Origin of the sequence: Pseudomonas sp. NPDC090233, assembly GCF_044772285.1 — a bacterium.
Classification (GTDB): Bacteria; Pseudomonadota; Gammaproteobacteria; order Pseudomonadales; family Pseudomonadaceae; genus Aquipseudomonas.
Genome location: NZ_JBIVYQ010000009.1, coordinates 45,411 through 67,585, shown reverse-complemented (window position 1 = coordinate 67,585; position 22,175 = coordinate 45,411). Strand labels below are relative to the sequence as shown.

16 protein-coding genes are annotated in these 22,175 nt (G+C 63.6%); 7 read left to right on the top strand and 9 right to left on the bottom strand.

What is annotated here, in order from left to right:
• Positions 1-325: 325 nt before the first annotated feature.
• A complete protein-coding gene (locus ACIQUF_RS23355) occupies positions 326-7,273 on the top strand; it encodes a retention module-containing protein (RefSeq protein ID WP_403135897.1) in 6,948 nt (2,315 codons plus the stop codon).
• A gap of 38 nt (positions 7,274-7,311) precedes the next feature.
• Here ACIQUF_RS23355 and ACIQUF_RS23350 read toward each other — a convergent pair whose 3' ends face one another.
• The gene (locus ACIQUF_RS23350; protein ID WP_403135895.1) at positions 7,312-7,683 is read right to left on the bottom strand and encodes a YbaN family protein; all 372 of its coding nucleotides are present in this window, start codon (positions 7,681-7,683) and stop codon (positions 7,312-7,314) included.
• Between the two features lies 1 nt (position 7,684).
• Entirely contained in the window at positions 7,685-8,272 is a 588-nt protein-coding gene (locus ACIQUF_RS23345) for a YecA family protein (RefSeq protein WP_400795298.1), read from the bottom strand.
• Between the two features lie 246 nt (positions 8,273-8,518).
• Here ACIQUF_RS23345 and recQ point away from each other — a divergent pair, with 246 nt between their 5' ends.
• Both recQ and ACIQUF_RS23335 read left to right on the top strand, forming a co-directional pair.
• Positions 8,519-10,663 (top strand): DNA helicase RecQ, encoded by a 2,145-nt coding sequence (gene recQ, locus ACIQUF_RS23340; protein WP_403135893.1) that lies wholly within the window; start codon positions 8,519-8,521, stop codon positions 10,661-10,663.
• Positions 10,664-10,802: 139 nt separating this feature from the next.
• Entirely contained in the window at positions 10,803-11,240 is a 438-nt protein-coding gene (locus ACIQUF_RS23335; RefSeq protein ID WP_403135891.1) for a MarR family transcriptional regulator, read from the top strand.
• A gap of 23 nt (positions 11,241-11,263) precedes the next feature.
• Here ACIQUF_RS23335 and ACIQUF_RS23330 read toward each other — a convergent pair whose 3' ends face one another.
• Positions 11,264-13,450 carry a patatin-like phospholipase family protein gene (locus tag ACIQUF_RS23330; protein WP_403135889.1) on the bottom strand — a complete coding sequence of 729 codons (2,187 nt, stop codon included), beginning with the start codon at positions 13,448-13,450 and terminating at the stop codon, positions 11,264-11,266.
• A 67-nt stretch (positions 13,451-13,517) separates the two neighbouring features.
• On the opposite strand from ACIQUF_RS23330, the gene ACIQUF_RS23325 reads away from it, so the two are divergent.
• On the top strand, positions 13,518-13,799 hold the full coding sequence (locus ACIQUF_RS23325) for a SelT/SelW/SelH family protein (RefSeq protein ID WP_403135887.1): 282 nt from the start codon (positions 13,518-13,520) through the stop codon (positions 13,797-13,799).
• On the opposite strand, the gene ACIQUF_RS23320 is transcribed toward ACIQUF_RS23325, so the two are convergent.
• Positions 13,800-14,690 carry a DMT family transporter gene (locus ACIQUF_RS23320; protein ID WP_403135885.1) on the bottom strand — a complete coding sequence of 297 codons (891 nt, stop codon included), beginning with the start codon at positions 14,688-14,690 and terminating at the stop codon, positions 13,800-13,802. It abuts the gene before it with no gap.
• A 154-nt stretch (positions 14,691-14,844) separates the two neighbouring features.
• Positions 14,845-15,618: an AraC family transcriptional regulator gene (locus ACIQUF_RS23315; RefSeq protein WP_403135884.1), complete on the bottom strand. Its 774-nt coding sequence runs from the start codon at positions 15,616-15,618 to the stop codon at positions 14,845-14,847.
• 126 nt (positions 15,619-15,744) lie between these two features.
• Here ACIQUF_RS23315 and ACIQUF_RS23310 point away from each other — a divergent pair, with 126 nt between their 5' ends.
• Positions 15,745-16,557: a UDP-2,3-diacylglucosamine diphosphatase gene (locus ACIQUF_RS23310; RefSeq protein WP_403135882.1), complete on the top strand. Its 813-nt coding sequence runs from the start codon at positions 15,745-15,747 to the stop codon at positions 16,555-16,557.
• Between the two features lie 4 nt (positions 16,558-16,561).
• Here the strand turns inward: ACIQUF_RS23310 and ACIQUF_RS23305 are convergent, their stop codons facing one another.
• The gene (locus ACIQUF_RS23305; protein WP_400795286.1) at positions 16,562-16,873 is read right to left on the bottom strand and encodes an Mpo1-like protein; all 312 of its coding nucleotides are present in this window, start codon (positions 16,871-16,873) and stop codon (positions 16,562-16,564) included.
• A 152-nt stretch (positions 16,874-17,025) separates the two neighbouring features.
• On the opposite strand from ACIQUF_RS23305, the gene ACIQUF_RS23300 reads away from it, so the two are divergent.
• The gene (locus tag ACIQUF_RS23300) at positions 17,026-18,087 is read left to right on the top strand and encodes an AraC family transcriptional regulator (RefSeq protein ID WP_403135880.1); all 1,062 of its coding nucleotides are present in this window, start codon (positions 17,026-17,028) and stop codon (positions 18,085-18,087) included.
• Here ACIQUF_RS23300 and ACIQUF_RS23295 read toward each other — a convergent pair.
• Positions 18,044-19,498: a TrkH family potassium uptake protein gene (locus ACIQUF_RS23295; protein WP_403135878.1), complete on the bottom strand. Its 1,455-nt coding sequence runs from the start codon at positions 19,496-19,498 to the stop codon at positions 18,044-18,046. The genes ACIQUF_RS23300 and ACIQUF_RS23295 overlap by 44 nt on opposite strands.
• A gap of 102 nt (positions 19,499-19,600) precedes the next feature.
• Here ACIQUF_RS23295 and ACIQUF_RS23290 point away from each other — a divergent pair, with 102 nt between their 5' ends.
• Positions 19,601-20,158, top strand: coding sequence for an NAD(P)H nitroreductase (locus ACIQUF_RS23290; RefSeq protein WP_403135877.1), 558 nt, complete (start codon positions 19,601-19,603; stop codon positions 20,156-20,158).
• A gap of 101 nt (positions 20,159-20,259) precedes the next feature.
• On the opposite strand, the gene ACIQUF_RS23285 is transcribed toward ACIQUF_RS23290, so the two are convergent.
• Together ACIQUF_RS23285 and ACIQUF_RS23280 are read right to left on the bottom strand one after the other, a co-directional pair.
• Positions 20,260-21,600: an ATP-binding protein gene (locus ACIQUF_RS23285; protein WP_403135875.1), complete on the bottom strand. Its 1,341-nt coding sequence runs from the start codon at positions 21,598-21,600 to the stop codon at positions 20,260-20,262.
• A gap of 59 nt (positions 21,601-21,659) precedes the next feature.
• Complete coding sequence (locus ACIQUF_RS23280) at positions 21,660-22,076, bottom strand: Spy/CpxP family protein refolding chaperone (RefSeq protein WP_403135874.1); 417 nt, start codon at positions 22,074-22,076, stop codon at positions 21,660-21,662.
• Positions 22,077-22,175 lie beyond the last annotated feature (99 nt).

Sequence of the window (22,175 nt, the reverse complement as noted above, 5' to 3'; positions counted from 1 at the left end):
TATGCGAAAAAAAACTTATGCGATCTATCAAAAACCAAGACATTGTTTCACTCAAGCGATTTCGGATGCCGCCACAGCATGCGAGTTTCCGGCGTCGGAGCGAGTTCCAGATTTTTTCCAGCTAAGGACGCAAGACGGTTAGGTGAAAGCGGAATTTGGCGACAAAATTTTGGCATCTAACGATGGCAATCTTACATTGCGACTATCGCCAAAGTAGTGGTCTGAGAGAACGATTCTCACCGTTGAAACACTCGGGCGCGAAACCGTTGACCCACCCGCCATGTCGTTGGCTGTGTAGCCAATCGGTAAGGGGAGGCGTGCACTCATGGCTAAATTGGTCGGTGTGGTCAGCAAGGTGGTGGGTCAGGTCTTCGCCGTTGGCAGCGACGGTAGCCGGCGCCCCTTGATCGAGGGCGACCGCCTGTTCGCGGGCGAGCAGCTGGAAACCGGTGCTGTTGGCGCCGTGGCCGTGCGCTTGCAGAATGGCGCCGAGCTGACACTGGGGCGCGACAGCAGTCTGACCATGACTCCGGACTTGCTGGCCAATCAGGCAGCTCATGTGCAGACCCAGGACGGCCCGCCGAGCGATGCCCAGCTGAGTGATGTCGAGCGCATCCAGCAGGCGATTGCCGCAGGTGACGACCCTACTACCACCGCTGAAGCGCCTGCTGCCGGAGCTAATGGCAGCAGTGCACCGGGGGCATTGGGCGGCGGCCACAGTTTTGTCCTGCTGACCGAGGTGGCTGATCGGGTAGACCCGCAGATAGGCTTCCCGACGGCAGGCTTCAATGGCATTCCGGAGCTTGCCAACCGCTACGTCGGAGATCTGGACAGTGGCCGTGGACGCGACGTCTTCGGTTCAGGCAACGGTGGCAACGGTGGTGGCATAGACAACGGCGGCAACGGTGGTCTGCCACCGGGCCAGCCCAACCCGCCAGGCCAACCCACTCCCCCCGAACAGCCAAACCCACCGTTGATACCCGACACTCCGGATCGACCGGTCGAATTGCGTGGGCTGGATGTGAACCCTGGCGAACTGGTCCTCGACGAGGCCAACCTGCCTCTGGGCTCGGCCAGCAATCCAGCAGCCCTGACCCAAACCGGCAGCTTCACCGTGGTGGCCCCGGACGGCGTGCACAACCTAAGTGTCGGCGGCATCAACGTGGTCACCGCGGGCGTGGTGACTGGCGTCGGCCAGTCGATCACCACCGGCTTGAGCAACACCCTGACCATAACGGGTTACAACCCGACCACGGGCGTGGTCAGCTACAGCTACACCCTGACCGGCGCCGAACAGCACGCCGACGGCGCAGGTACCAACGCGCTGAGCGAGCACCTGCCGGTGCTGGTCAGCGACAGCGACGGCGATGTCGCCCAAGGATCGCTGGATGTGATCATTCGTGACGACGTGCCCAAGGCCGTCGACGATAGCAACCCGCTCTCGGCCACCGAGCAGCACATCGAGCTGACCGGCAATGTGCTGAGCAACGATGTGCAGGGCGCCGATCGCGTTCCCGGCGGCCCGGTCATCGCCGGTACCTTCACCGGCACCTACGGCACGCTGGTGCTGGCTGAGGACGGTTCCTACACCTACACCCTCAACACCAGCGACCCGGACTTCAAGAACCTGGGCGGTGGCGGCCATGGCGTGGAGACCTTCACCTACACGATCAAGGACGCCGACGGCGACAGCAGCAGTGCGACGCTGACGCTGAACATCAACAACCTCGACGACCCGGTGAAACTCGACGGCCTCGATGCGCAGGGCGGTGAAGTGACGGTCTACGAGAAGAACCTGCACGACGGCAGTGCCCCGGATGCTGGCGCGCTGACCCAGCAAGGCACCTTCAAGGTCACCGCGCCAGACGGCCTGCAGAGCCTGACGGTGGGCGGTATCAGCGTGATCAGTGGCGGTGTGGCGGCGGGCTTCCCGCAGTCGATCGTCACGCCCGAAGGCAACGCCCTGACCATCACCGGCTACAACCCCGCAACCGGGGTGGTGAGCTACAGCTACACCCTGCTGGACAACGAAAACCACCCCAACGGCGATGGCAGCAACAGCATCAGCGAACACTTCCAGGTGGTTGCCAAGGATGTCGACGGCAGCACCGCCACCGGCAGCCTGGAGGTCAAGATCGTCGATGATCTTCCGCAGGCGCATGACGACTACACCAGCGTGGCCAAGGGCGACGTGGTGCGCGGCAACGTGATGTACAACGATGTGATCGGTGCCGATACCCGTGGCGATGGCCAGTATGTGGTCGGTGTGCGTGCCGGCAGCGACACCTCCAGCTCAGCCTTCGGCCAGCTCAACACCCAGGTCAACGGCCAGTACGGCTACCTGACCATCGATGCCCAGGGCAATGCCGAGTATCACTCCAACCCCAATATCGCCTCCCCGCGGGATGCCGTCGACACCTTCGTCTACACCATTCGCGATGCCGATGGCGACGAGAGCACCACGACCATCACCATCAACGTGCACAACTCGTTGATGGCCTGCGAAGACCGTGATGTCACCGTGTACGAAAAAGCCCTCGACCTGCACAAGGATGGCAACGACCTGGCGGCGGGCAGCGTCACTGGTAGCGATCCGAGTTCGAACCAGGAAACTGCTACCGGCACCTTGGTCGGCTCGGCCAGTGGTGGAGTCGGTACGCTCACCTACACCCTGGTCGGCAACCCTGTAGGTCAATACGGCCAGATCCACCTGAATGCGGACGGCTCCTACACCTACACCCTGACTTCTCCTGCAAACTCGCCGACCCATGCCAACGATGGTCCGAACACCGTGACCGAATCTTTCACCTACCAGGTGCAAGATTCGCTGGGCAACACGATCACCAGCACCATCGTCATCACCGTCGTCGACGATGTTCCTACTGCCAACAGCGACTTCGTCAGCGTGTTCAAAGGCGATGTGGTGCGCGGCAATGTGATGTACAACGACGTGGTCGGCGCCGATACCCGTGGCGACGGCCAGTATGTGGTCGGTGTGCGCGCCGGCAACGATACCTCCAGCTCGGCCATCGGCCAGCTCAATACTCAGGTCAACGGCCAGTACGGCTACCTGACCATCGATGCCTACGGCAATGCGGAGTATCACTCCAACCCCAACATCGCCTCGCCACGCGATGCCGTCGACACCTTCGTCTACACCATTCGTGACGCCGACGGCGACGAAAGCACGACGACCATCACCATCAACGTGCACAACGGCTTGATCGTGTGCGCGGATCGCGATGTCACGGTTTATGAAAATGCGCTGGACCTGCACAAGGACGGTAGCGACCTGGCAGCGGGCACGGTGACCGGCAGCAACCCTGGCTCCACCCACGAGACGGCCTCGGGCATGGTGGTGGTCAGCGGCGTGGGTGCCGTGACCTTTACCTTGGTTGGCAGCGCCGTAGGCCAATACGGCCAGATCCAGCTGAACGCGGACGGCTCCTACACCTACACCCTGACTTCTCCTGCCAATTCCCCGACCCATGCCAACGATGGTGCCAATACCGTGACCGAGACCTTCACCTACCAGGTGCAGGATTCGCTGGGCAATACGGCCACCAACACTATCGTCATCACCATCGTCGACGACGTGCCGACCGCCAACAGCGATTTCGTCAGCGTGGCCAAAGGCGATGTCGTGAGCGGCAACGTGATGTACAACGACGTGGTCGGCGCCGACACTCGTGCAGACGGCCAGTATGTGGTTGGCGTGCGCGCCGGCAGTGACACGTCCACGTCGGCGATCGGCCAGCTCAACACCCAGGTCAACGGCCAGTACGGCTACCTGACCATCGATGCCTACGGCAACGCCGAGTATCACTCCAACCCCAACGTCGCCTCGCCACGCGATGCCGTCGATACCTTCGTCTACACCATCCGCGATGCCGACGGCGACGAGAGCACCACGACCCTGACCATCAACGTGCACACGGCGTTGATGACCTGCGAAGACCGTGACGTCACGGTCTACGAGAAGGCCCTGGACCTGCACAAGGACGGTAACGACCTGGCGGCCGGCAGCGTGACCGGCAGTGAACCGGGCTCAACCCAGGAAACGGCCTCCGGCACCCTGGCTGGTTCGACCAGCGGCGGCGTGGGCGCACTGACCTACACGTTGGTCGGCAATGCTGTAGGTCAATACGGCCAGATCCATCTGAATGCCGATGGATCCTACACCTACACCCTGACTTCCCCGGCCAACTCGCCGACTCACGCCAACGATGGTGCGAACAGCGTGACCGAAACCTTCACCTACCAGGTGCAGGATTCGCTCGGCCATTCGACCACCAGCAGCATCGTCATCACCATCGTCGACGACGTACCCACGGCCAACAGCGATTTCGTCAGTGTTTACAAGGGCGAGGTGGTGTGCGGCAACGTGATGTACAACGACGTGGTCGGCGCCGATACCCGCAGTGACGGGCAATATGTGGTTGGCGTTCGCGCGGGTAGCGATACGTCCACATCCGCCATCGGCCAGCTCAACACCCAGGTGCAGGGCCAGTACGGCTACCTGACCCTCGATGCCCAGGGCAATGCCGTGTACCACTCCAACCCCGATGCCGTGGCGCCGCGCGATGCCTTGGACAGCTTCGTCTACACCATTCGCGACGCCGACGGTGACGAGAGCACCACGACGGTCACCATCAACGTGCACAACCCAGCGCTGCAGCCGTGTGGCGATGGTGGCGTGTGGGTCTACGAGAACGCGCTGGACCTGTACAAAGACGGCAATGACCTGGCGGCGGGCACTGTCACGGGCAGCGACCCGGCCTCGGCCCGCGAGACTGCCTCGGGCAGCCTGGTCGGGCAAGTCGCCGGTGGCGTGGGGGCATTGACCTACACGCTGGTCGGCAATGCCGTCGGCCAGTTCGGCCAAATGCACCTGAACGCTGACGGTTCCTACACCTACACCTTAACGTCGCCAGCGAACTCGCCGGTCCATGCCAACGACGGCGCCAATACCTTTACCGAATCCTTCACCTACCGGGTAGAAGACACGGTCGGCAACTGGACCACCAGCACCGTCAAGATCACCATTGTCGATGACGTTCCCCAAGCCCATTGCGACTTCGTCAGCGTGGCCAAAGGTGACGTGGTGCGCGGCAACGTGATGTACAACGATGTGGTCGGTGCAGACACCCTGAGCGACGGTGCCTACGTGGTCGGTGTTCGCGCCGGTCATGACACCTCAAGCTCCGCCATTAGCCAACTCAATAGCCATGTCTATGGCCAGTACGGCTACCTGACCATCGACGCCCAAGGCAACGCGGAGTATCACTCCAACCCCAATGCCGTCGCGCCGCGGGACGCGATCGACACCTTCGTCTACACCCTTCGCGATGGCGATGGCGACGAAAGCACCGCAGTCGTGACCATCAATGTCCACGACCAGTCGCTGCACCCGTGTGGCGATGGCGGGGTCACGGTGTTCGAGAAAGCCCTGGACCTGCACAAGGACGGCCATGATCTGGCGGCTGGCAGCGTCAACGGCAGCGCCCCTTGTTCGCCTGCAGAAACCGCATCCGGCAGCCTGGTCGGGCAGGTCGGCGGTGGGGTAGGGGCATTGACCTACACCCTCATCGGCAATGCCGTCGGCCAGTTCGGCCAGATTCACTTGAATGCGGATGGTTCCTACACCTACACGTTGACCTCGCCAGCGAATTCGCAGCCGCACGCCAACGACGGTGCCAACACCGTCAGCGAGTCTTTCACTTACAGAGTCGAAGACACGGTAGGCAACTGGACCACCAGCACCGTCCGCATCACCGTTGTCGACGACGTGCCGCAGGCGCATTGCGACTTCGTCAGCGTCAGCAAAGGCGATGAGGTGCGTGGCAACGTCCTGTACAACGACGCGATCGGTGCCGATGTGCCTGCCGACTGTGGCTATGTCGTCGGTGTGCGCGCCGGGCACGATACGTCCAACTCGGCCATCGGCCAACTCGGCAGCCATGTCGCGGGCCAGTTCGGTTACCTCACCCTGGATGCCCAGGGCAATGCGGTGTACCACTCCGACCCGAATGTCGCGGCGCCGCGCGACGCCACCGACACCTTCGTCTACACCATCCGTGATGGCGACGGCGACGAAAGCACTGCAGTCATCACCATCAACGTGCACGACAATTCCATGTCCGGATGTGCCGACGGGTATGGCAGAGGCCAGGAGCAGCGGGTTGTCGATCGCGGCTCGTTCACCCTGGATGCGAGCAGCATGACCGCCGCGCTGGTAGTGCTCGGCTACCTCGGCGCCAGCGGTACTGCCGCCGCTCAGGGTAATGCGGAAGAAGTGATCAACGTCAGCCTGCGCAAAGGCGAAACCCTGCAGCTGAACCACGACGCGCACGATGGCAACCTGGCGCTGGAATGGAAGGATGCCGGCGGCAGCTATCAGTCCATCGCTGCCGGCGACAGCTTCACGGCCAGCCATGACGGTGTGTACAGCATTCACGTCAGCGACCCACAGGGTGCGAGCAAGGGTGGCGAAAGCTACAAACTGAGCCTGGTGCTCGACTATGCAAATGCCCAGGAACCGTCGCCACACATGGGAGGCAGTGATCATGGTGCCGCCGGCCTCTCCAGCCCGGTCGACATCGCTTCGCTGGAGGCGCATGCCCCCGCTGGCGACGAGCACAACGGCCACACGGCCAACTACGCCCTGGCCAAGGGTGCGGTGACCATCGACCTCGGCCATGAAGGGCCACAGGACACCGGTGGTGCCGGTGTGGAAACCTTGAACGGTATCCATAACCTGGTCGGCTCAGATTACGGCGACACCTTGATCGGCAACAGCGCCGACAACGTGCTCAACGGCGGTGCGGGCAACGATGTGCTCAAGGGCGGAGACGGCAATGACATCCTGATTGGCGGGCCAGGCAACGACACGCTGACGGGCGGCAATGGCAACGACACCTTCGTCTGGCAGAAGGGCGACAGCGGCCACGACACCGTCACCGACTTCACCCCCGGCAGCGACAAGCTCGACCTGTCGCAACTGCTGCAGGGCGAGCATGCCACGGCGTCGTCACTGGATGATTACCTTCACTTCAAGGTCAGTGGCTCGGGGGAGAATGTGGTGTCGACCATCGAAGTCAGCAGCGTGGCGGGGGCTGCGCCAACTCAGACCATCGACCTGGCCGGGGTCGACCTGGCCCAGCATTACGGGGTGACGGCAGGGGCGGGTGGGGTGATTTCGGCGGGGCATGATACGGCGACCATCATCAATGGGATGCTGGATGATCACTCGTTGAAGGTGGATACGGTCTGAGTTGCACGGTACAGCCCATCGCCATGCCGGCGATGGGCTCAACCCGGCTTGCGCAACGTCTTCTGCCTGAGAATGTACACGCTCACCAGCACCGCACTGGTGAGCATGAACGCCCGCGCCCAGAACAGCGGCACCAGGTAGCAGGACAGGCCGATGCTCGCCCACATCAGCCCGATCGCGTAGACCTTGCCCTTGAGCGGAATGCCCGCGCCGCTCAGGTAGTCACGGATCCACGGCCCCAGCTGGGGGTGGTTGATCAACCAGTGATGAAAGCGTGGCGAGCTGCGGCCAAAGCAGGCCGCCGCCAACAGCAGGAAGGGGGTGGTGGGCAACACCGGCAGGAAGATCCCCAGCACTCCCAGCGCGACGCTGAGCCAGCCGATGGCCAGCAGCAGGTAGCGCACGGCCAACTCAGTGGTGGCGCGGTTTGAGCAGCGCCGGCTTCTCTTCAGGGGCGTGCAGCAGCAGGAACAGTGCGCTCAACGCTTCCGGGATCTGCACGATCATGTCGTCCTGCAGGTTGGCGTTGCTGGCGATGTCGGCGAACTCCGGTTGTTCGTCGAACAGGCCCGAGCCGACCATGATCGGCAGCAGCATCTCGCTGACTTCTTCTTCGGCGTTCTCGAACCAGGCCTCTTCGCGCAGGAACACGCCTTCCATGAAACCGATGCACCAGCCGCGCAGGTCGGAATCGTCCGGCTCGTCGGTCAGGTCCAGCTCGCACGGCAGGTCGAACTCGTCGTCGCTGGCCAGCTGGCGGGCGATGTGGCCCTTCAGTGCAACCAGGGTCGCTTCGATTTCAGTGCGCTGGGCATCGCTGGCGTAATGGGGTTCTTCGGCGAACAGCGCGTCGATCCATTCACGCTCAGGCACCTCCTCCGAGCAGATCGACAGCGCGGTCAGGTAGCCGTGGGCGGCGACGTAGTCCAGCGCTTCTTCGTGCAGTTCGTCGGCGTCGAGGAAGGCTTGCAGGCGGGTCAGTTGCTCGGCGAAGGACATTACAGGGCTACCTTGGGGAATATACGATGCTGAATTCTAGCACCTTGCGGCGATGCCGGGGCAAAGGGAACGTCTGTCACCGGGGCATCCTGCGCGAGTCGGCACTGGGGTATACTTCGCGGTTTTTCACCCAGGGGCAAGGTTTGCCGGCCCTCTGGTAAAAGCCGCTTACGCATTTGGCGTGTGCGGAGCGGGTTTTTCGTCCAGCCTGTGTCCAGGATGGTACGGCGATTTGTGGAGTTGCACATGCTCGAACAGGCTCAGCGCGTTCTCAAGGATATCTTCGGCTACGACAGTTTCCGTGGGCGCCAGGCAGCGATCATCGAATGCGTGGCCAATGGCGGCGATGCCCTGGTGCTGATGCCCACCGGCGGCGGCAAGTCGTTGTGCTTCCAGGTGCCGGGGTTGTTGCGCCCGGGCCTGACCGTGGTGGTGTCGCCGCTGATCGCGCTGATGGACGACCAGGTCGCCACCCTCGATGAACTCGGCGTCGCGGCAGCTGCGCTGAACTCCACCCTGAGCGCTGAGCAGCAGCGTGACTTGGCCGGGCGCCTGCGCCGTGGCGAAGTGAAGATGCTGTACCTGGCGCCGGAACGCCTGGTGCAGCCGCGCATGCTGGACTTTTTGAGCGGGCTGGATGTGTCTCTGTTCGCCATCGACGAGGCGCACTGCGTTTCGCAATGGGGCCATGATTTCCGCCCGGAATACCTGCAGCTGGGCCAGTTGGCCGAGCTGTTCCCGCACGTGCCGCGCATCGCCCTGACCGCCACCGCCGACATGCGCACACGCGAGGAGATCGTCCAGCGCCTGCACCTGCAGGGCGCCGAACGCTTCCTGTCGAGTTTCGACCGGCCGAACATCTTCTATCGCATCGTGCCCAAGGAGTCGCCGCGCAAGCAGCTGATGACGTTCCTCGCCGAGCGCCGTGGCAACGCCGGCATCGTCTATTGCCTGTCGCGCAAGAAGGTCGATGAGACCGCTGCCTACCTGTGCGAACAGGGCTTCCCGGCGCTGCCTTACCACGCCGGCCTGGCGGCGGAAACCCGTTCGGCCAACCAGCACCGTTTCCTCAACGAGGAAGGGCTGATCATGGTCGCCACCATCGCGTTCGGCATGGGCATCGACAAGCCCAACGTACGTTTCGTCGCACACCTCGACCTGCCGAAGTCGCTCGAAGCCTACTACCAGGAGACCGGTCGCGCCGGCCGTGATGGCCTGCCGTCCGATGCCTGGATGGCCTACGGCCTGCAGGACATGGTGATGCTCAAGCAGATGCTGCAGAACTCCGAAGGTGACGAGCGCCACAAGCGCGTGGAGCAGCACAAGCTCGACGCCATGCTGGCGCTGTGCGAGGAAACCCGCTGCCGCCGCCAGTCGCTGCTGGCCTATTTCGACGAAGTGCTCGAACAGCCGTGCGGGCATTGCGACAACTGCGTCGACAAGGTCCAGACCTGGGATGCCACCGAGCCTGCGCGCCAGGCACTGTCGGCGGTCTTCCGTACCGGCCAGCGCTACGGCGTCGGCCACCTGATCGACGTGTTACTGGGCAAAGACACCGAGAAAGTGCGCAATTTCGGCCACGAAAAACTCGCGGTGTTCGGCGTGGGCAAGGCGATCGCCGAGGTGGAATGGCGTTCATTGTTCCGCCAGCTGGTGGCGCGGGGCCTGGTGGACATCGACCTGGAGGGTTATGGCGGCCTGCGTCTGTCCGACAGTTGCCGGCCACTGCTGCGCGGCGAGGTGACCTTGCAGTTGCGCCGCGACCTCAAGCCGCAGACCGTGGCCAAGGCTTCTTCCAGCGGCGGCAGCCCGGCCAGCCAGCTGGTGCGCGCCGAGGAGCGCGAACTGTGGGAAGAACTGCGCACACTGCGGCGCAAACTGGCCGAGGAGCACAGCGTGCCGCCCTACGTCATCTTCCCCGATTCCACCCTGTTGGAGATGCTGCGCAGCCAACCGACCAGCCTCAGCGACATGGCCCAGGTCAGCGGCGTGGGTGCACGCAAACTGGAACGTTACGGCCAGGCCTTCCTCGAAGTGCTCAATGGTGCCGGTGGCACGCAGGAGGCGCCCAAGGTGGTCCTCGACCTGCGCCACGAGCTGGTCAGTCTGGCCCGTGCCGGCATGACCCCGGCACAGATCGCCGGCCAGCTCAATTGCAGCGAGAAGAACGTCTACAGCCTGCTGGCCGAAGCCATCGGCCGCCACGAATTGAGCCTGGACCAGGCGTTGGACCTGCCCGAAGATTTGCTGATGGAAGTGCAGGATGCATTCCTCGACGGCGAAGGGGAGTTGCCGCCGGTGTCGGCCATCGCGCCACTGTTTGGTGGGCGCATTCCAGAAGGGGTGCTGTATTGCGTACGTGCGGCACTGGCGGCGGAATTCGAGCTCTGATCGGGGGACATTTCGGACATCCTCTGACCGTTGTCATCCTTTTTGACGATTATCGGTCGTTTGCGCATCAGGCAGCCTTGCCTGATGGTCCGGGGCATGGTTAGCTGACTAATAATTAGTTCTAGTCAATGAGTTGCTTATGCCCCTGACCGACAATCAACACCGCTTCGGCATGCAGCTGGCGCAGATGTCCCGCGGCTGGCGCGCCGAGCTGGATCGCCGCCTGGCCGGGCTCAACCTGTCCCAGGCGCGCTGGCTGGTGTTGCTGCACCTGGCGCGTTTCGAAGAAGCGCCGACCCAGCGCGAACTGGCCCAGAGTGTCGGCGTTGAAGGCCCGACCCTTGCGCGCTTGCTCGACAGCCTGGAAAGCCAGGGCCTGGTGCGGCGCCATGCCGTGCTGGAAGACCGGCGGGCGAAGAAGATTCAGCTGTGCCCACCGGCAAAGCCCTTGATCGAGCAGATCGAGACCATCGCCAATGCCTTGCGCCTGGAGCTGTTCACGGGCGTGGATGAGGCGGACCTTGAGGTGTGCATGCGCGTCCATGCCAAGATTCTCGCCAACCTCGAAAAGTCCTGAAAGGCCGGGGCCGCCTTGCGGCCCTAGAAGGTATGCCCCAGGTTCAGATACACCGCCTGTTCATGCGCACTGTTGGCCCCATACGTCAGGTTCAACGGCCCCAGCGGTGTTTCCAGCCCCAGGAACACACTCGCCGCATTGATGTAGCCACTGTCGAACTCATTGTCGTTGTTCCACGCCCGCCCACGCTCAAGCGAGCCGCCGATGTACAGCGGGAAGTCCAGCGGCAGGTAGCCACGCGGGGTGAGGCGCCGGTAATAAACCACGCGCAGCAGGCTGATGTTCTGCCCTGACACCGAATCCTGGCGGAACCCCGAGAGCTCCCGCGCACCGCCCATCACAAAACTCGACGGCACCACTTCGGTGGGGTCCAGCGTGCGCCCATAACGCCCGCCAAACACCCAGGTGTTCGGCCCGCTGCTGATGGCCTTGTCCAGGTTGAGCAGCCACTGCCGGTAATCCTCATCCGAATCGAGCGATTTGTCGTACTTGCGCAGGGTCAGGCCGAGGTCTTCACCGCTGTGCGGGAAGTACACGTTGTCGAGGGTGTCGAACGAATATTTCAGCTCGTAGAAGCCTTCGTTGAAACTGAACTTGGGCAAATCCTGATCGCCGATGCGCACCTCGGCTTCGCCCCAGGCCTTGCCCACGCCCAGGCGTACCTCGCCATAGGTGCCGATCTGGCGGCCGACGTTGAGGCCGAACTCGTAGCGTTCAAGGCGGTACTCTGCGACCGGGTCGTTGTCCAGGGTGGCCTCGATATTCTGCGAGCCGAAGTCCAGATAAGGCGCGATGAAGTAGCGCGAGCCCACGTCCAGCGGTTGGTAGAACTCGCTGTACAGCTCCTGCTGGTCGCCGATCTGCGCGCGCGTCAGCCACTCTGCGCCCAGGCGGTTGATGCCATTGACGCGGTAGCTGGCGCCCAGGTTGAAGGCGCTGTCGCCGCGCAGATCGTCGGACAGGTTCAGGCCCAGGCGCAGGTAGTCGGTGCCGCCGCGCTTGCCCCGGGCGTTGATCACCAGGATATGGTCGTCGCCCTTGTGCACCACGCGGTATTGCACGCGGTCGAAGTAGTCCAGGCCGTAGAGAGTGCCCATGTCGGTCTGCAGGCGGTCCAGCTCCAGCGGCTCGCCGATCGGCTGGCGGATGTAGTAGCGAATCACGTCGTCACTGACTTTGGAATCGTTCTCCACCCTGATCGCAGTGATCACCGGCGTGCGCTGGCGGGGCGAGCGCGCCACGGCCAGCTCGGCGTCGCCTTCGGGCTGGCGCAGCGTGGCCAGGCGCGGATCGAGCAGGCGCGTGGCGCGGTAGCCGGCGTCGATCATGTCGCGGGCGCGGCCAAAGTCGGTAACACCGAAGGCGGCCAGTTGGGGTTGGATGAGGATGTCGTCGCGCTGCAGGCTGGCCAGTTGTTCTTCGGAATTGCGCCGGGTCATCAGGGTTATCGACTGGTTCAACACATCGACCACCGTCGCCAACTGCTTGCGGTCGCGCAGCGGGGTGCCGATGTCGACCACGATGGCCAGGTCCACGCCCATCTCCCGCGCCACGTCGACGGGGATGTTGTCGACCATGCCGCCATCGACCAGCAGTCTGCCATCCAGCTCAACCGGGGCGAACACTGCCGGGATCGACATGCTGGCGCGGATCACCTGGGGCAGGTGGCCGCGACTGAACACCACTTTTTCGCCACTGGCGATGTCGGTGGCGACGGCGCGGAACGGGATCGGCAGTTTGTCGAAATCGCGGGTGTCGGCGGTGTGGGCCAGCTTGCTCTCCAGTAGCAGGGCGAGGTTCTGGCCCTGGATAACTCCCAGTGGCAGGCCCAGGCTGCCGTCGTCGCGAAAGCTCAGCTTCTGTTTGACCAGGAAGTCGCGGTCGTCCTGCTTGCGCCGGAACGGTACATCCTTGCGCGGCGGCGCGTCGGACAGTGCCTGCTGCCAATCAAGGGTGGTGGCGAGTTTTTCCAGCTCTTCGACGCTGTAGCCCGACGCATACAACCCGCCCACCACGGCGCCCATGCTGGTGCCGGCAATGGCGTCGATGCGCACGCCCTGTTCTTCCAGGGCCTTGAGCACGCCGATGTGGGCCAGGCCACGGGCCGCGCCACCGGAGAGCACTAGACCGACCTTGGGGCGAGGCGGCTCGGCGGCAAGCACCGTGAGCGAAGTGAGCGTCAGCAAAAGGCAGAACAGCAGGCGGTGCATCGTGAGTCTCAAACCGAGGGCTAAAGACCGCTAGTATAAGCGGCCCCCTACCTGGAGATCGCCCATCATGGCCGACAGCAAGCCGGAAATCGTCATTACCTATTGCACCCAGTGCCAGTGGCTGCTGCGCGCCGCCTGGTTGGCCCAGGAGCTGCTCAGTACCTTCACCGATGATTTGGCCCGGGTGGCGCTGGAACCGGGTACCGGCGGCATCTTCCGCATCACCTGCGACGGCGTACAGATCTGGGAGCGCAAGGCCGACGGTGGCTTCCCCGAAGCCAAGGTACTCAAGCAGCGCGTGCGCGACCAGATCGACCCGCAGCGTGACCTGGGCCACAACGATCGTTGATCAGACGCCCTCGGCCACTTCGCGCTGCTTGGGTGGTTGTTCGGCCGCCAGGCGGCTGGACAGCACGATGGCGAAGATGATCAGCGCACCGCCCAGCAGCATGCGCAGGGTGGGCGTTTCGGCGAACACCACCCAGGCCACGGCAATGCCATAAACCGGTTCCATGCCGAACACCACCGCAGCGGTACGCGCCTTGATCACCGCCAGGCTGGCGACGAACAGGCTGTGGGCGACGCCGGTGCAGAAGATGCCGAGCAGGGCGATCCACAGCCAGTCCATGGCGACCACGGCGCCAAGGCCTGGGGCGGCGAATGGCAGCAGGCACAGGCCGACCACCAGGTTTTGCCACAGCGCTGCCTGCACGGCCGGCAAGCGGCCGGAGCCGGCGCGGTTGGTCAGCGACAGCAGCGAGAACAGCAGGCCGGAAAGCAGTGCCCAGAGCAGGCCGCCGGTGGCTTCGCTGGCCAGGTCGAATGACGGGGTCACCAGCACCAGGCCGAGGCTCACCAGAATCACCAGAACCGCTTCGTTGCGGCGGATACGTTCGCGGAACAGTATCCCTTCGAGGATAACGGTAAACGCTGGGAAGCTGGCAAAGCCCAGGGTGGCTATGGCGACGCCGCCGACTTTGACGGCGATGAAGAAGCTGACCCAGTGGCCGGCCAGCAGCACGCCGCCGAGCAGCAGGCGGCGTAGGTCCTGGCCGCTGAGGCGCCGCCAGCCCGGGCCGGTAAGGCTGGCGAACAGGGCCAGGGCGAGCACCGCGAAGGCGGCACGGCCGAACACGATGATGGACGGGCTGGCGCTGGCGGCCAGTTTGCCGAAAACGCCGGTGAGGCCGAAGAACAGTGCGCCGATGTGCAGCGCGCCGAGGGCGGTGCGGTGGTTCATGGTGGTCCTTGAGCGAGTGTGTTGTCAGTGCCGGCCTCATCGCGGATGAATCCGCTCCTACAGATACCCCACAACCTGTAGGAGCGGATTCATCCGCGATGACGCCGGCACAGGCTCAGTGTAAAGCCGCAGACAAACAAGTTCTGTCGCCCCCTTAGCGTGCTTTATCGCCAGACTCTCGCCGCAACGCCCCCGGCGAACACCCGAACGCCCGCAACATCGCCGCCGAAAACGCACTCTGCGAGCCATACCCCACCTGCGCGGCAATCTCTCCCATTGGCAGCAGCGTCTGAATAACCAACTGCCGCGCCTTGAGCAAGCGCCGCTGGCGAATGTAGTCCATCGGCGTCATCGCGCATTCAGCGGCAAACCGCGCATGCAGTCGCGCACTCGACAATCCGGCAATCCGTGCAAGATCGGCAACTTGCAACGGGTACGCCGCATGTTCCTCGATATACCGGTCAAAGGCCGCATAGGGCAGGCGCTTGCTCGGGGCGACGATGGCCGCAGCCGTCGGGCTGAGACTGGCCAGCAACAATCCCGCACCCTGGCGAGCAATCAGCGGGTCGTCCATCGCGCTTGCCGCCAGCCAATCCACCAGTTGCTGCTGGCGGTCATCCAGGCCTATGGCGGCAGGCTGGTCGAGCAACCGTTGGCTGGCATCGGCATGCTCGCCCAGTTGTTCACGCAACCAATGTTCGCCCGGCACATCGAGCACCAGGCAATGGCTGCCCGCATCGCTGGCGCAGGTGTGATGGGCGCCAGCGGGCACCACGATCAGGCCCTGGCGGTCGATTAGCGCCCCATGGCCATTCACCTCGAAATCCAGCCGCCCACGCAGGCCGAACACCAGCTGAGGGTGCTCGTGGCTGTGGGCGATCAGTTCGTCACGGTAATGGCGCAGGGATAGAATCGGGCCGGCGGTCATGGGGCGTCCTCGCAGGGCAGGGCACCATTGTGCCGCATTGTGGGCTGACCATCACCCGTCACAAGGTTGCCACCAACCTGTCATGCGCGCCTGCCAGTCTCCAGCAAACAGCGCCGGAGCCCGCCCATGAGCCATGCCGAACTCTCTCGCCCGTCGCGCAAGCAACGCGTGCGCACCCTGTGGATTTCCGACGTGCACCTGGGCACCCGTGATTGCCAGGCCGAACACCTGTCGCAGTTTCTCAAGGGCTACCAGGCCGACCGCATCTACCTGGTCGGTGACATCATCGATGGCTGGAAGCTGCGCAGCGGCATCTACTGGCCACAAGCCCATACCAACGTGATCCGCCGCCTGCTGACCCTGAGCAAACGCGGCACCGAGGTGATCTACGTTACCGGCAACCACGACGAATTCCTGCGCCGCTACTCCAAGCTGATTCTGGGCAACATCCAGCTGGTGGACGAAGCAGAGCACCTGACAGCCGATGGCCGCCGGCTGCTGGTCATCCATGGCGACCAGTTCGATGTGATCACCCGCTATCACCGCTGGCTGGCTTTTCTCGGTGATCGCGCCTACGAGTTCACCCTGGTGCTCAACCGCTGGCTCAACCATTGGCGTGCGCGCTACGGCTATGGCTACTGGTCGTTGTCCGCGTATCTCAAGCACAAGGTCAAAGGAGCGGTGAACTTCATCAGCGACTTCGAGGATGCCATTGCCCATGAGTGCACCAAGCGGGGCTTTCATGGCGTGGTGTGCGGGCATATTCACCACGCCGAGATCCGCAAGGTCGGCGAGGTGGATTACCTCAACTGTGGCGATTGGGTGGAGTCGTGCACGGCGCTGATCGAGCATTGGGACGGCAGCATCGAGCTGTACCGCCTGGCCGACGCGCAGGCGCGGCAGGCTGAAGCTGCTGCGGCGCTGCGCGAGCCTGCTTAGGACGCTACAGGCTGATCCTGCCGAGCAGGATGTCGCGGAACATGGCGAAATCGCCAATCAGGCTGTACAGCGGATGCTTGAAGGTCGCCGGGCGGTTCTTCTCGAAAAAGAAGTGGCCGACCCAGGCGAAGCCATAGCCAAACAGGGGTACCGCCAACAGCAGCAGCCATTTGCCGCTACCGATCGTGTACGCCAACAAGGCGATGACCAGGCTGGTGCCGACGAAATGCAGGCGCCGGCAGGTGGGGTTGTTGTGCTCCCCCAGGTAGTAGGGGTAGAACTCGGCAAAACTGCGAAACTGCGCTGTGCTGTTCATGGGCAGTGCTCCGGGATTAACACTTTTTGACAGGATACACGGCGTGGAGCCTGAATCGAGTCTAGAGTCATTGACGGGGCTCGCCAGTGACCACGGGCGCCATTTGAGTATCCTTGGAGTTCACCGCATGAAGCGGTAAGAAGAAGCCTGTCATGAGTGAGAGAACAACGTCTGCCAGCTGGGCATCAGGGATTGTGAAAGCGCTGGAGCTGGAAGGGCTCGATTGCCCAGCCATGTTCAGGCAGCTCGGTTTGGATTTCGCCGCCCTTGACGACCCGGACGCCCGCTTCCCACAAGACGCCATGACCCGCCTCTGGCAACTGGCTGTCGAGCTGTCGGGCAACGAAGCCATTGGCCTGAACATGGCGCGGGTGGTGCGGCCAGCGTCGTTCCATGTGGTGGGCTATGCGTTGATGTCCAGCCGCACCCTTGCCGAAGGTTTCGACCGCCTTGTGCGGTATCAGCGCATCATTGCCGAAAGCTCCGACCTGAGTTTCCGCCTGGGGCCTGAAGGCTATTCACTGATTCTTACCGTGCACGGTGATCACCTCCCACCCACCCGGCACAGCGCCGAGGCGTCGCTGGCCTGCGCGCTGGCATTGTGCAAGTGGCTCAGTGGCCGGCCGATCCAGCCACGGCGGGTACTGGTTCAGGGGCCGCAACCGAAGAACATCGAGCCTTACAAGGTGGCGTTCCATTCCCCACTGGTGTTCGGGGCGCCGCACGACGCCCTGGTGTTCGAGCGCGCCGACATGGAAGCCCCCCTGCCAACGGCCAACGAAGCAATGGCCATCTTGCATGACCGCTTTGCCGGGGAATATCTGGCGCGTTTCTCGGAAAGCCGAGTGACCCATCGGGTCCGTCAGGTGCTGTGCCGCATCCTGCCGCAAGGCGAACCCAAACGGGAAACCCTGGCTCAGGCGCTGCACCTGTCCCAGCGCACCCTGCAGCGGCGCCTGCAGGAAGAGGGCACCAGCTTCCAGGCATTGCTGGACGACACCCGCCGCGAGTTGGCCGAGCAATACCTTGCCCAGCCAGGCATGACCCTGCTGGAAACCGCGTACCTGTTGGGCTTCGCCGACCCGAGCAACTTCTACCGCGCCTTCCGCCGCTGGTTCGATGTGACCCCCAGCGAGTACCGTGCCCGCCTAGGCGGGGACAGCGAAGGCGTCAGTGACGCCAGAACGCCGGCATACACAGCACCAGCACCGTGATGATCTCCAGGCGGCCGAGCAACATGCCGCCGGCAAGAATCCATTTGGCGGCGTCCGGCAGCGTGGCGTAGTTCCCTGACGGCCCGATCACTTCGCCCAGGCCCGGGCCGACGCCGGAAACGGTCCCTGCGGCGCCGGTCAGCGCGGTCATCCAGTCGACGCCCAGCAACGACAGCAGCAAGGCCATTACGCAGATGGTAATGGCGAAGAAGAACGAGAAGGTCAGGATCGAGCGCACGATATCTTCGTCGAGGCGGTGCCCGTTGTACTTCTGCTTGATCACCGCGCGGGGGTGGATCAGCTGGTTGAGGCTGGCCTTGAGCAGGATGTAGGCCACCTGGAAGCGGAAGATCTTGATGCCGCCGGCGGTCGAGCCGGAGCAGCCACCGACGAAGCCCAGGTAGAAGAACAGCATCAACGAGAAGTTACCCCACAAGCTGTAGTCGCCCAGGGCGAACCCGGTGGTGGTGACTACCGAAGTGACGTTCAGCGCCACATGGCGCAGGGCATCCAGCCAGTGCAGGTTGGTCGAGTACCAGTACCAGGTGCCAAGCACCAGCCAGGTGACGACCAGCATGCCCAGCAAGCCCTGCACCTGCTGGTCGCGGATCAGTGCCTTGCGGTTGCCGCGCAGGGTCGCCACGTACAGCGTGAACGGCAGGCTGCCGAGGATCATCACCACCACCGCCACCCAGTGCACCGCTGGGATGTCCCACTTGGCCAGCGATTGGTCGGAGGTGGAGAATCCGCCGGTGGAGATGGCCGACATGGCGTGGTTGATGGCGTCGAACGGGCTCATGCCGGCCCACCAGAAGGCCAGCGCACCCAGCACAGAAAAGCCGACGTATACGCCGACGATCGACTTGGCGACCATGTGCGAGCGCGGCATGACCTTTTCCGAACGGTCGGACGATTCGGTCTGGAACAGGCGCATGCCACCGATGCGCAGCAGCGGCAGGATCGCCACCGCCATGGCGATGAAGCCGATACCGCCGAGCCAGTGCAGCATCGAACGCCACATCAGGATGCCCGGCGACATGCTGTCCAGCCCGCTGAGTACGGTGGCGCCGGTGGCGGTGATGCCGGACATGCTTTCGAAGAAGGCGTCGGTGTAGCTGATGTGTTGGGTCAGCAAAAAGGGCAGGGCGGCGAACACGCACACCACCAGCCAGCTGCTCACGGTCAGCAGGTACATGTCGCGCGGGCGCAGGTGCACATGTTCCGGGCGGCCCTGCACGACCATCAGCAGGCCGGCGACGAAGGTGATCAGGCTGGACCAGAGGAACGACGGCATGTCGCCGGTGCGTTCGAAGATCACCAGGGTCGCCATGGGTACGACCATGCTGACCGCCAGGGTGATCAGGAAGATGCCGATGATGAAACCAATGATCCTTAAGGTCGGCAACGCCATGTGATCTGCTCTGACTCTGAACGGAAGGGCGCCATTCTACCTATGGGTCTGGTGATGTAAACGCTAGAATGGCGGCACATTCACCTGCCAGGAGGGTAGCCGATGGAGGCTCTCGACGCATTGCTCAACCGTGTTTCCGTGCCACGCCTGACCGAGCCGGCGCCCAATGACGCCCAGCGTGAGGCATTGTTCCAGGCGGCGCTGCGTGCGCCGGACCACGGCCAACTGCGGCCGTGGCGGTTCCTGACCATTGAAGGCCAGGGGCGCGAGAAACTCGGTGAGCTGTTCGCCGAAGCGGTGCAGCACAAGGGTGACGCGACCCCGGCGGCACTGGACAAGGCACGTGCCATGCCGCTGCGCGCACCGTTGCTGATCGTGGTGATCGCCAAATTGCAGGACCACTTCAAAGTGCCCAAGTCGGAGCAGCGGTTGGCGGCCGGGTGTGCGGCGCATGGCATTCTGATTGCGGCGCACGCGCAGGGGATCGGTGCGGTGTGGCGTACCGGTGACATGGCCTTTGATGCCCATGTGCACAAGGGGCTTGGGCTGGCCGAAAACGAAGAGTTGATCGGTTACCTGTACGTTGGGACGCCGATGGCCGAGCCGCGCACGGCGCCGATTCTGGAAACGGCCGAGTACGTCAGCGCCTGGGGCCAGTAAGGCGGTGAATCCTTCGCGGGGCAAGCCCGCTCCCACAGGTTCTGCATAGTACCTGTAGGAGCGGATTCATCCGCGAAGAGGCCGGAAGACCCAACCTCAATTCAACTGCCAATCTCCACCACCAGCGGCAACTCCAGCCTGGCTACAAATCCACCCTGTGGATGATTTTCCAGCACCAGACTCCCGCCATGCCGCTCCGCCGCCTTGCGCGCAATCGCAAGCCCCAGCCCATGCCCCGCCGCATCCTGCCCCGGTGCCCTGAAGAACGGCTCACCCAACTGCGCCAGGTGCTCAGCCGATACCCCCGGCCCATGATCGCGCACGCTCACAACGATTCGCTCCTCCTCGCGCACAGCGCGCACCTCGATCGGCTGTCCCGTTGGATTGAAGCGCAGCGCGTTGCGCAGCAGGTTGTCCACGGCACGCTCGATCAACGTCGGCCAGCCCTGCAGGGTCAAACCCGGCTGCGCTTCCAGGCGTACGTCCTGCTCCGGCGCACTGAGCTGGGCGTCTTTGCGCACACTGCCGAGCAAGGCGTTGAGGTCGACAGGTTCGGCGTGGGCCTGTTCGGCATCGACCCGGGCCAGGGTCAGAATCTCGCTGATCAAGTCCTCCAGGCGGTCGCATTCGCGAGTCAGGCGAGGCCACAGGGCCTGGCGCTGCTCGGCTTCGGCGCGTTCGGCCAACGCCAGGGCGATGCGCAAACGTGCGAGGGGGGATCGCAGTTCGTGTGAAACATCACGCAGCAACTGACGCTGGCTGCCAATCAGGCTTTGCAAGCGTGCGCCCATCTTGTTGAAGTCCTTGGCCAGCACGCCGAATTCGTCGCGCCGGGCGGCGAGGCGGGCCAGGCTGTTCTGCTGGTAGCTGGCCTGGCCAAGGTCGTGCACCGCACTGCGCAGGCGACTCAGGGGGCGGGTGATGGACAGGGTCACCAGAAGGCTGAACAAGGTCAAGACCACCAGGGCGATGCCCAACGCACTCAACGGCCAGAGCAGGCTTTCGCGGTGCCAGGCATCCAGTTCCGGATGCGGAATGCGGTAGATCAGCAGGTAGGTTTCACCGCTGTCGGGGCTGGTGTATTCCTCGGTCAGGCGGCGCCACGGCAGGCGGCGTTCGTCATTGTGCTGGCGCGCCTCGAAGGCGGCGGCGCGGCGCGGGAAGGTGCCGGGCACCACCGCCTCGCCACTGTCGTCGAGCACCTGCACGTCGATCTTGAAGCGCTGCTTGCGGCGTTCAAGGAAGTGTTGCGCCGACTCCAGGCCTTCCTGTTCATAGTGCTTGGCCCAGTGGCTGGCCAGGGTGTTGAGGCCTGGGTGACGGCTGAGGATCCAGGCGTCCTGGTTGAGCATGTGGCCCAGCAGGATCGACAGGCCTGCGACCAGGGTGATGGCTAGCCAGAAACTGGCCAGGATGCGCCAGAACAGAGAACGCAAGAGCACCTCCTGTAAACGGGAAAAGCCCGGCCCGCTTGTGGGCGGGCCGGGCAGTGGGGAACAGCTTACTGGGCCTTGCCGGCTTTTTCAGCTTTCCAGGCCTGGAACTCCTTCCATTCGGCCTTGCGTGCTTCACGCTCTTTCTGCAGTTCGTCGAACTTCTTTTGCTGCTCAGGCTTGAGCAGGGCGCGCACCTGGCTGTCGGCCTTGTCGCGGCTGGCCTTGAGCTCGTCCTTCATGGCCTTCTGATCGGCAGCAGGCAGCTTGGCCAGGTAGCGCTCGGTGATGTCGCGGCGGTTCTTCATCTGGTCGCCCATCAGCTTGCCGATCTGCTGGCGCTGGTCGCGGCTCAGGTCCAGTTGGGCGAAAGGCGCGTCACCGCGATGATGCGGGCCGTCGTGACGCGGGCCGCCTTCAGGCATGGCCATGGCCACGGTCGGCAGGGCGGCGGCGAACATCAGGGCGATTAGGGTCTTGCGCATGGTGTCTCTCCTGTCATGGGCCGGTGGTTACCGGATGAGCTCAGTCTAGGGAGATGGAGGTCAAGCGCCGTCAGTGAAGGGTAAAGGCAGGGTAAAGAC

Coding starts and splice junctions, on each gene's coding strand:
- ACIQUF_RS23355 (WP_403135897.1), top strand. CDS start 326: ATGGCTAAATTGGTCGGTGTGGTCAGCAAGGTGGTGGGTCAGGTCTTC.
- ACIQUF_RS23345 (WP_400795298.1), bottom strand. CDS start 8,272: ATGTCCTTCGCCGAGCAACTGACCCGCCTGCAAGCCTTCCTCGACGCC.
- recQ (WP_403135893.1), top strand. CDS start 8,519: ATGCTCGAACAGGCTCAGCGCGTTCTCAAGGATATCTTCGGCTACGAC.
- ACIQUF_RS23335 (WP_403135891.1), top strand. CDS start 10,803: ATGCCCCTGACCGACAATCAACACCGCTTCGGCATGCAGCTGGCGCAG.
- ACIQUF_RS23330 (WP_403135889.1), bottom strand. CDS start 13,450: ATGCACCGCCTGCTGTTCTGCCTTTTGCTGACGCTCACTTCGCTCACG.
- ACIQUF_RS23325 (WP_403135887.1), top strand. CDS start 13,518: ATGGCCGACAGCAAGCCGGAAATCGTCATTACCTATTGCACCCAGTGC.
- ACIQUF_RS23320 (WP_403135885.1), bottom strand. CDS start 14,690: ATGAACCACCGCACCGCCCTCGGCGCGCTGCACATCGGCGCACTGTTC.
- ACIQUF_RS23315 (WP_403135884.1), bottom strand. CDS start 15,618: ATGACCGCCGGCCCGATTCTATCCCTGCGCCATTACCGTGACGAACTG.
- ACIQUF_RS23310 (WP_403135882.1), top strand. CDS start 15,745: ATGAGCCATGCCGAACTCTCTCGCCCGTCGCGCAAGCAACGCGTGCGC.
- ACIQUF_RS23305 (WP_400795286.1), bottom strand. CDS start 16,873: ATGAACAGCACAGCGCAGTTTCGCAGTTTTGCCGAGTTCTACCCCTAC.
- ACIQUF_RS23300 (WP_403135880.1), top strand. CDS start 17,026: ATGAGTGAGAGAACAACGTCTGCCAGCTGGGCATCAGGGATTGTGAAA.
- ACIQUF_RS23295 (WP_403135878.1), bottom strand. CDS start 19,498: ATGGCGTTGCCGACCTTAAGGATCATTGGTTTCATCATCGGCATCTTC.
- ACIQUF_RS23290 (WP_403135877.1), top strand. CDS start 19,601: ATGGAGGCTCTCGACGCATTGCTCAACCGTGTTTCCGTGCCACGCCTG.
- ACIQUF_RS23280 (WP_403135874.1), bottom strand. CDS start 22,076: ATGCGCAAGACCCTAATCGCCCTGATGTTCGCCGCCGCCCTGCCGACC.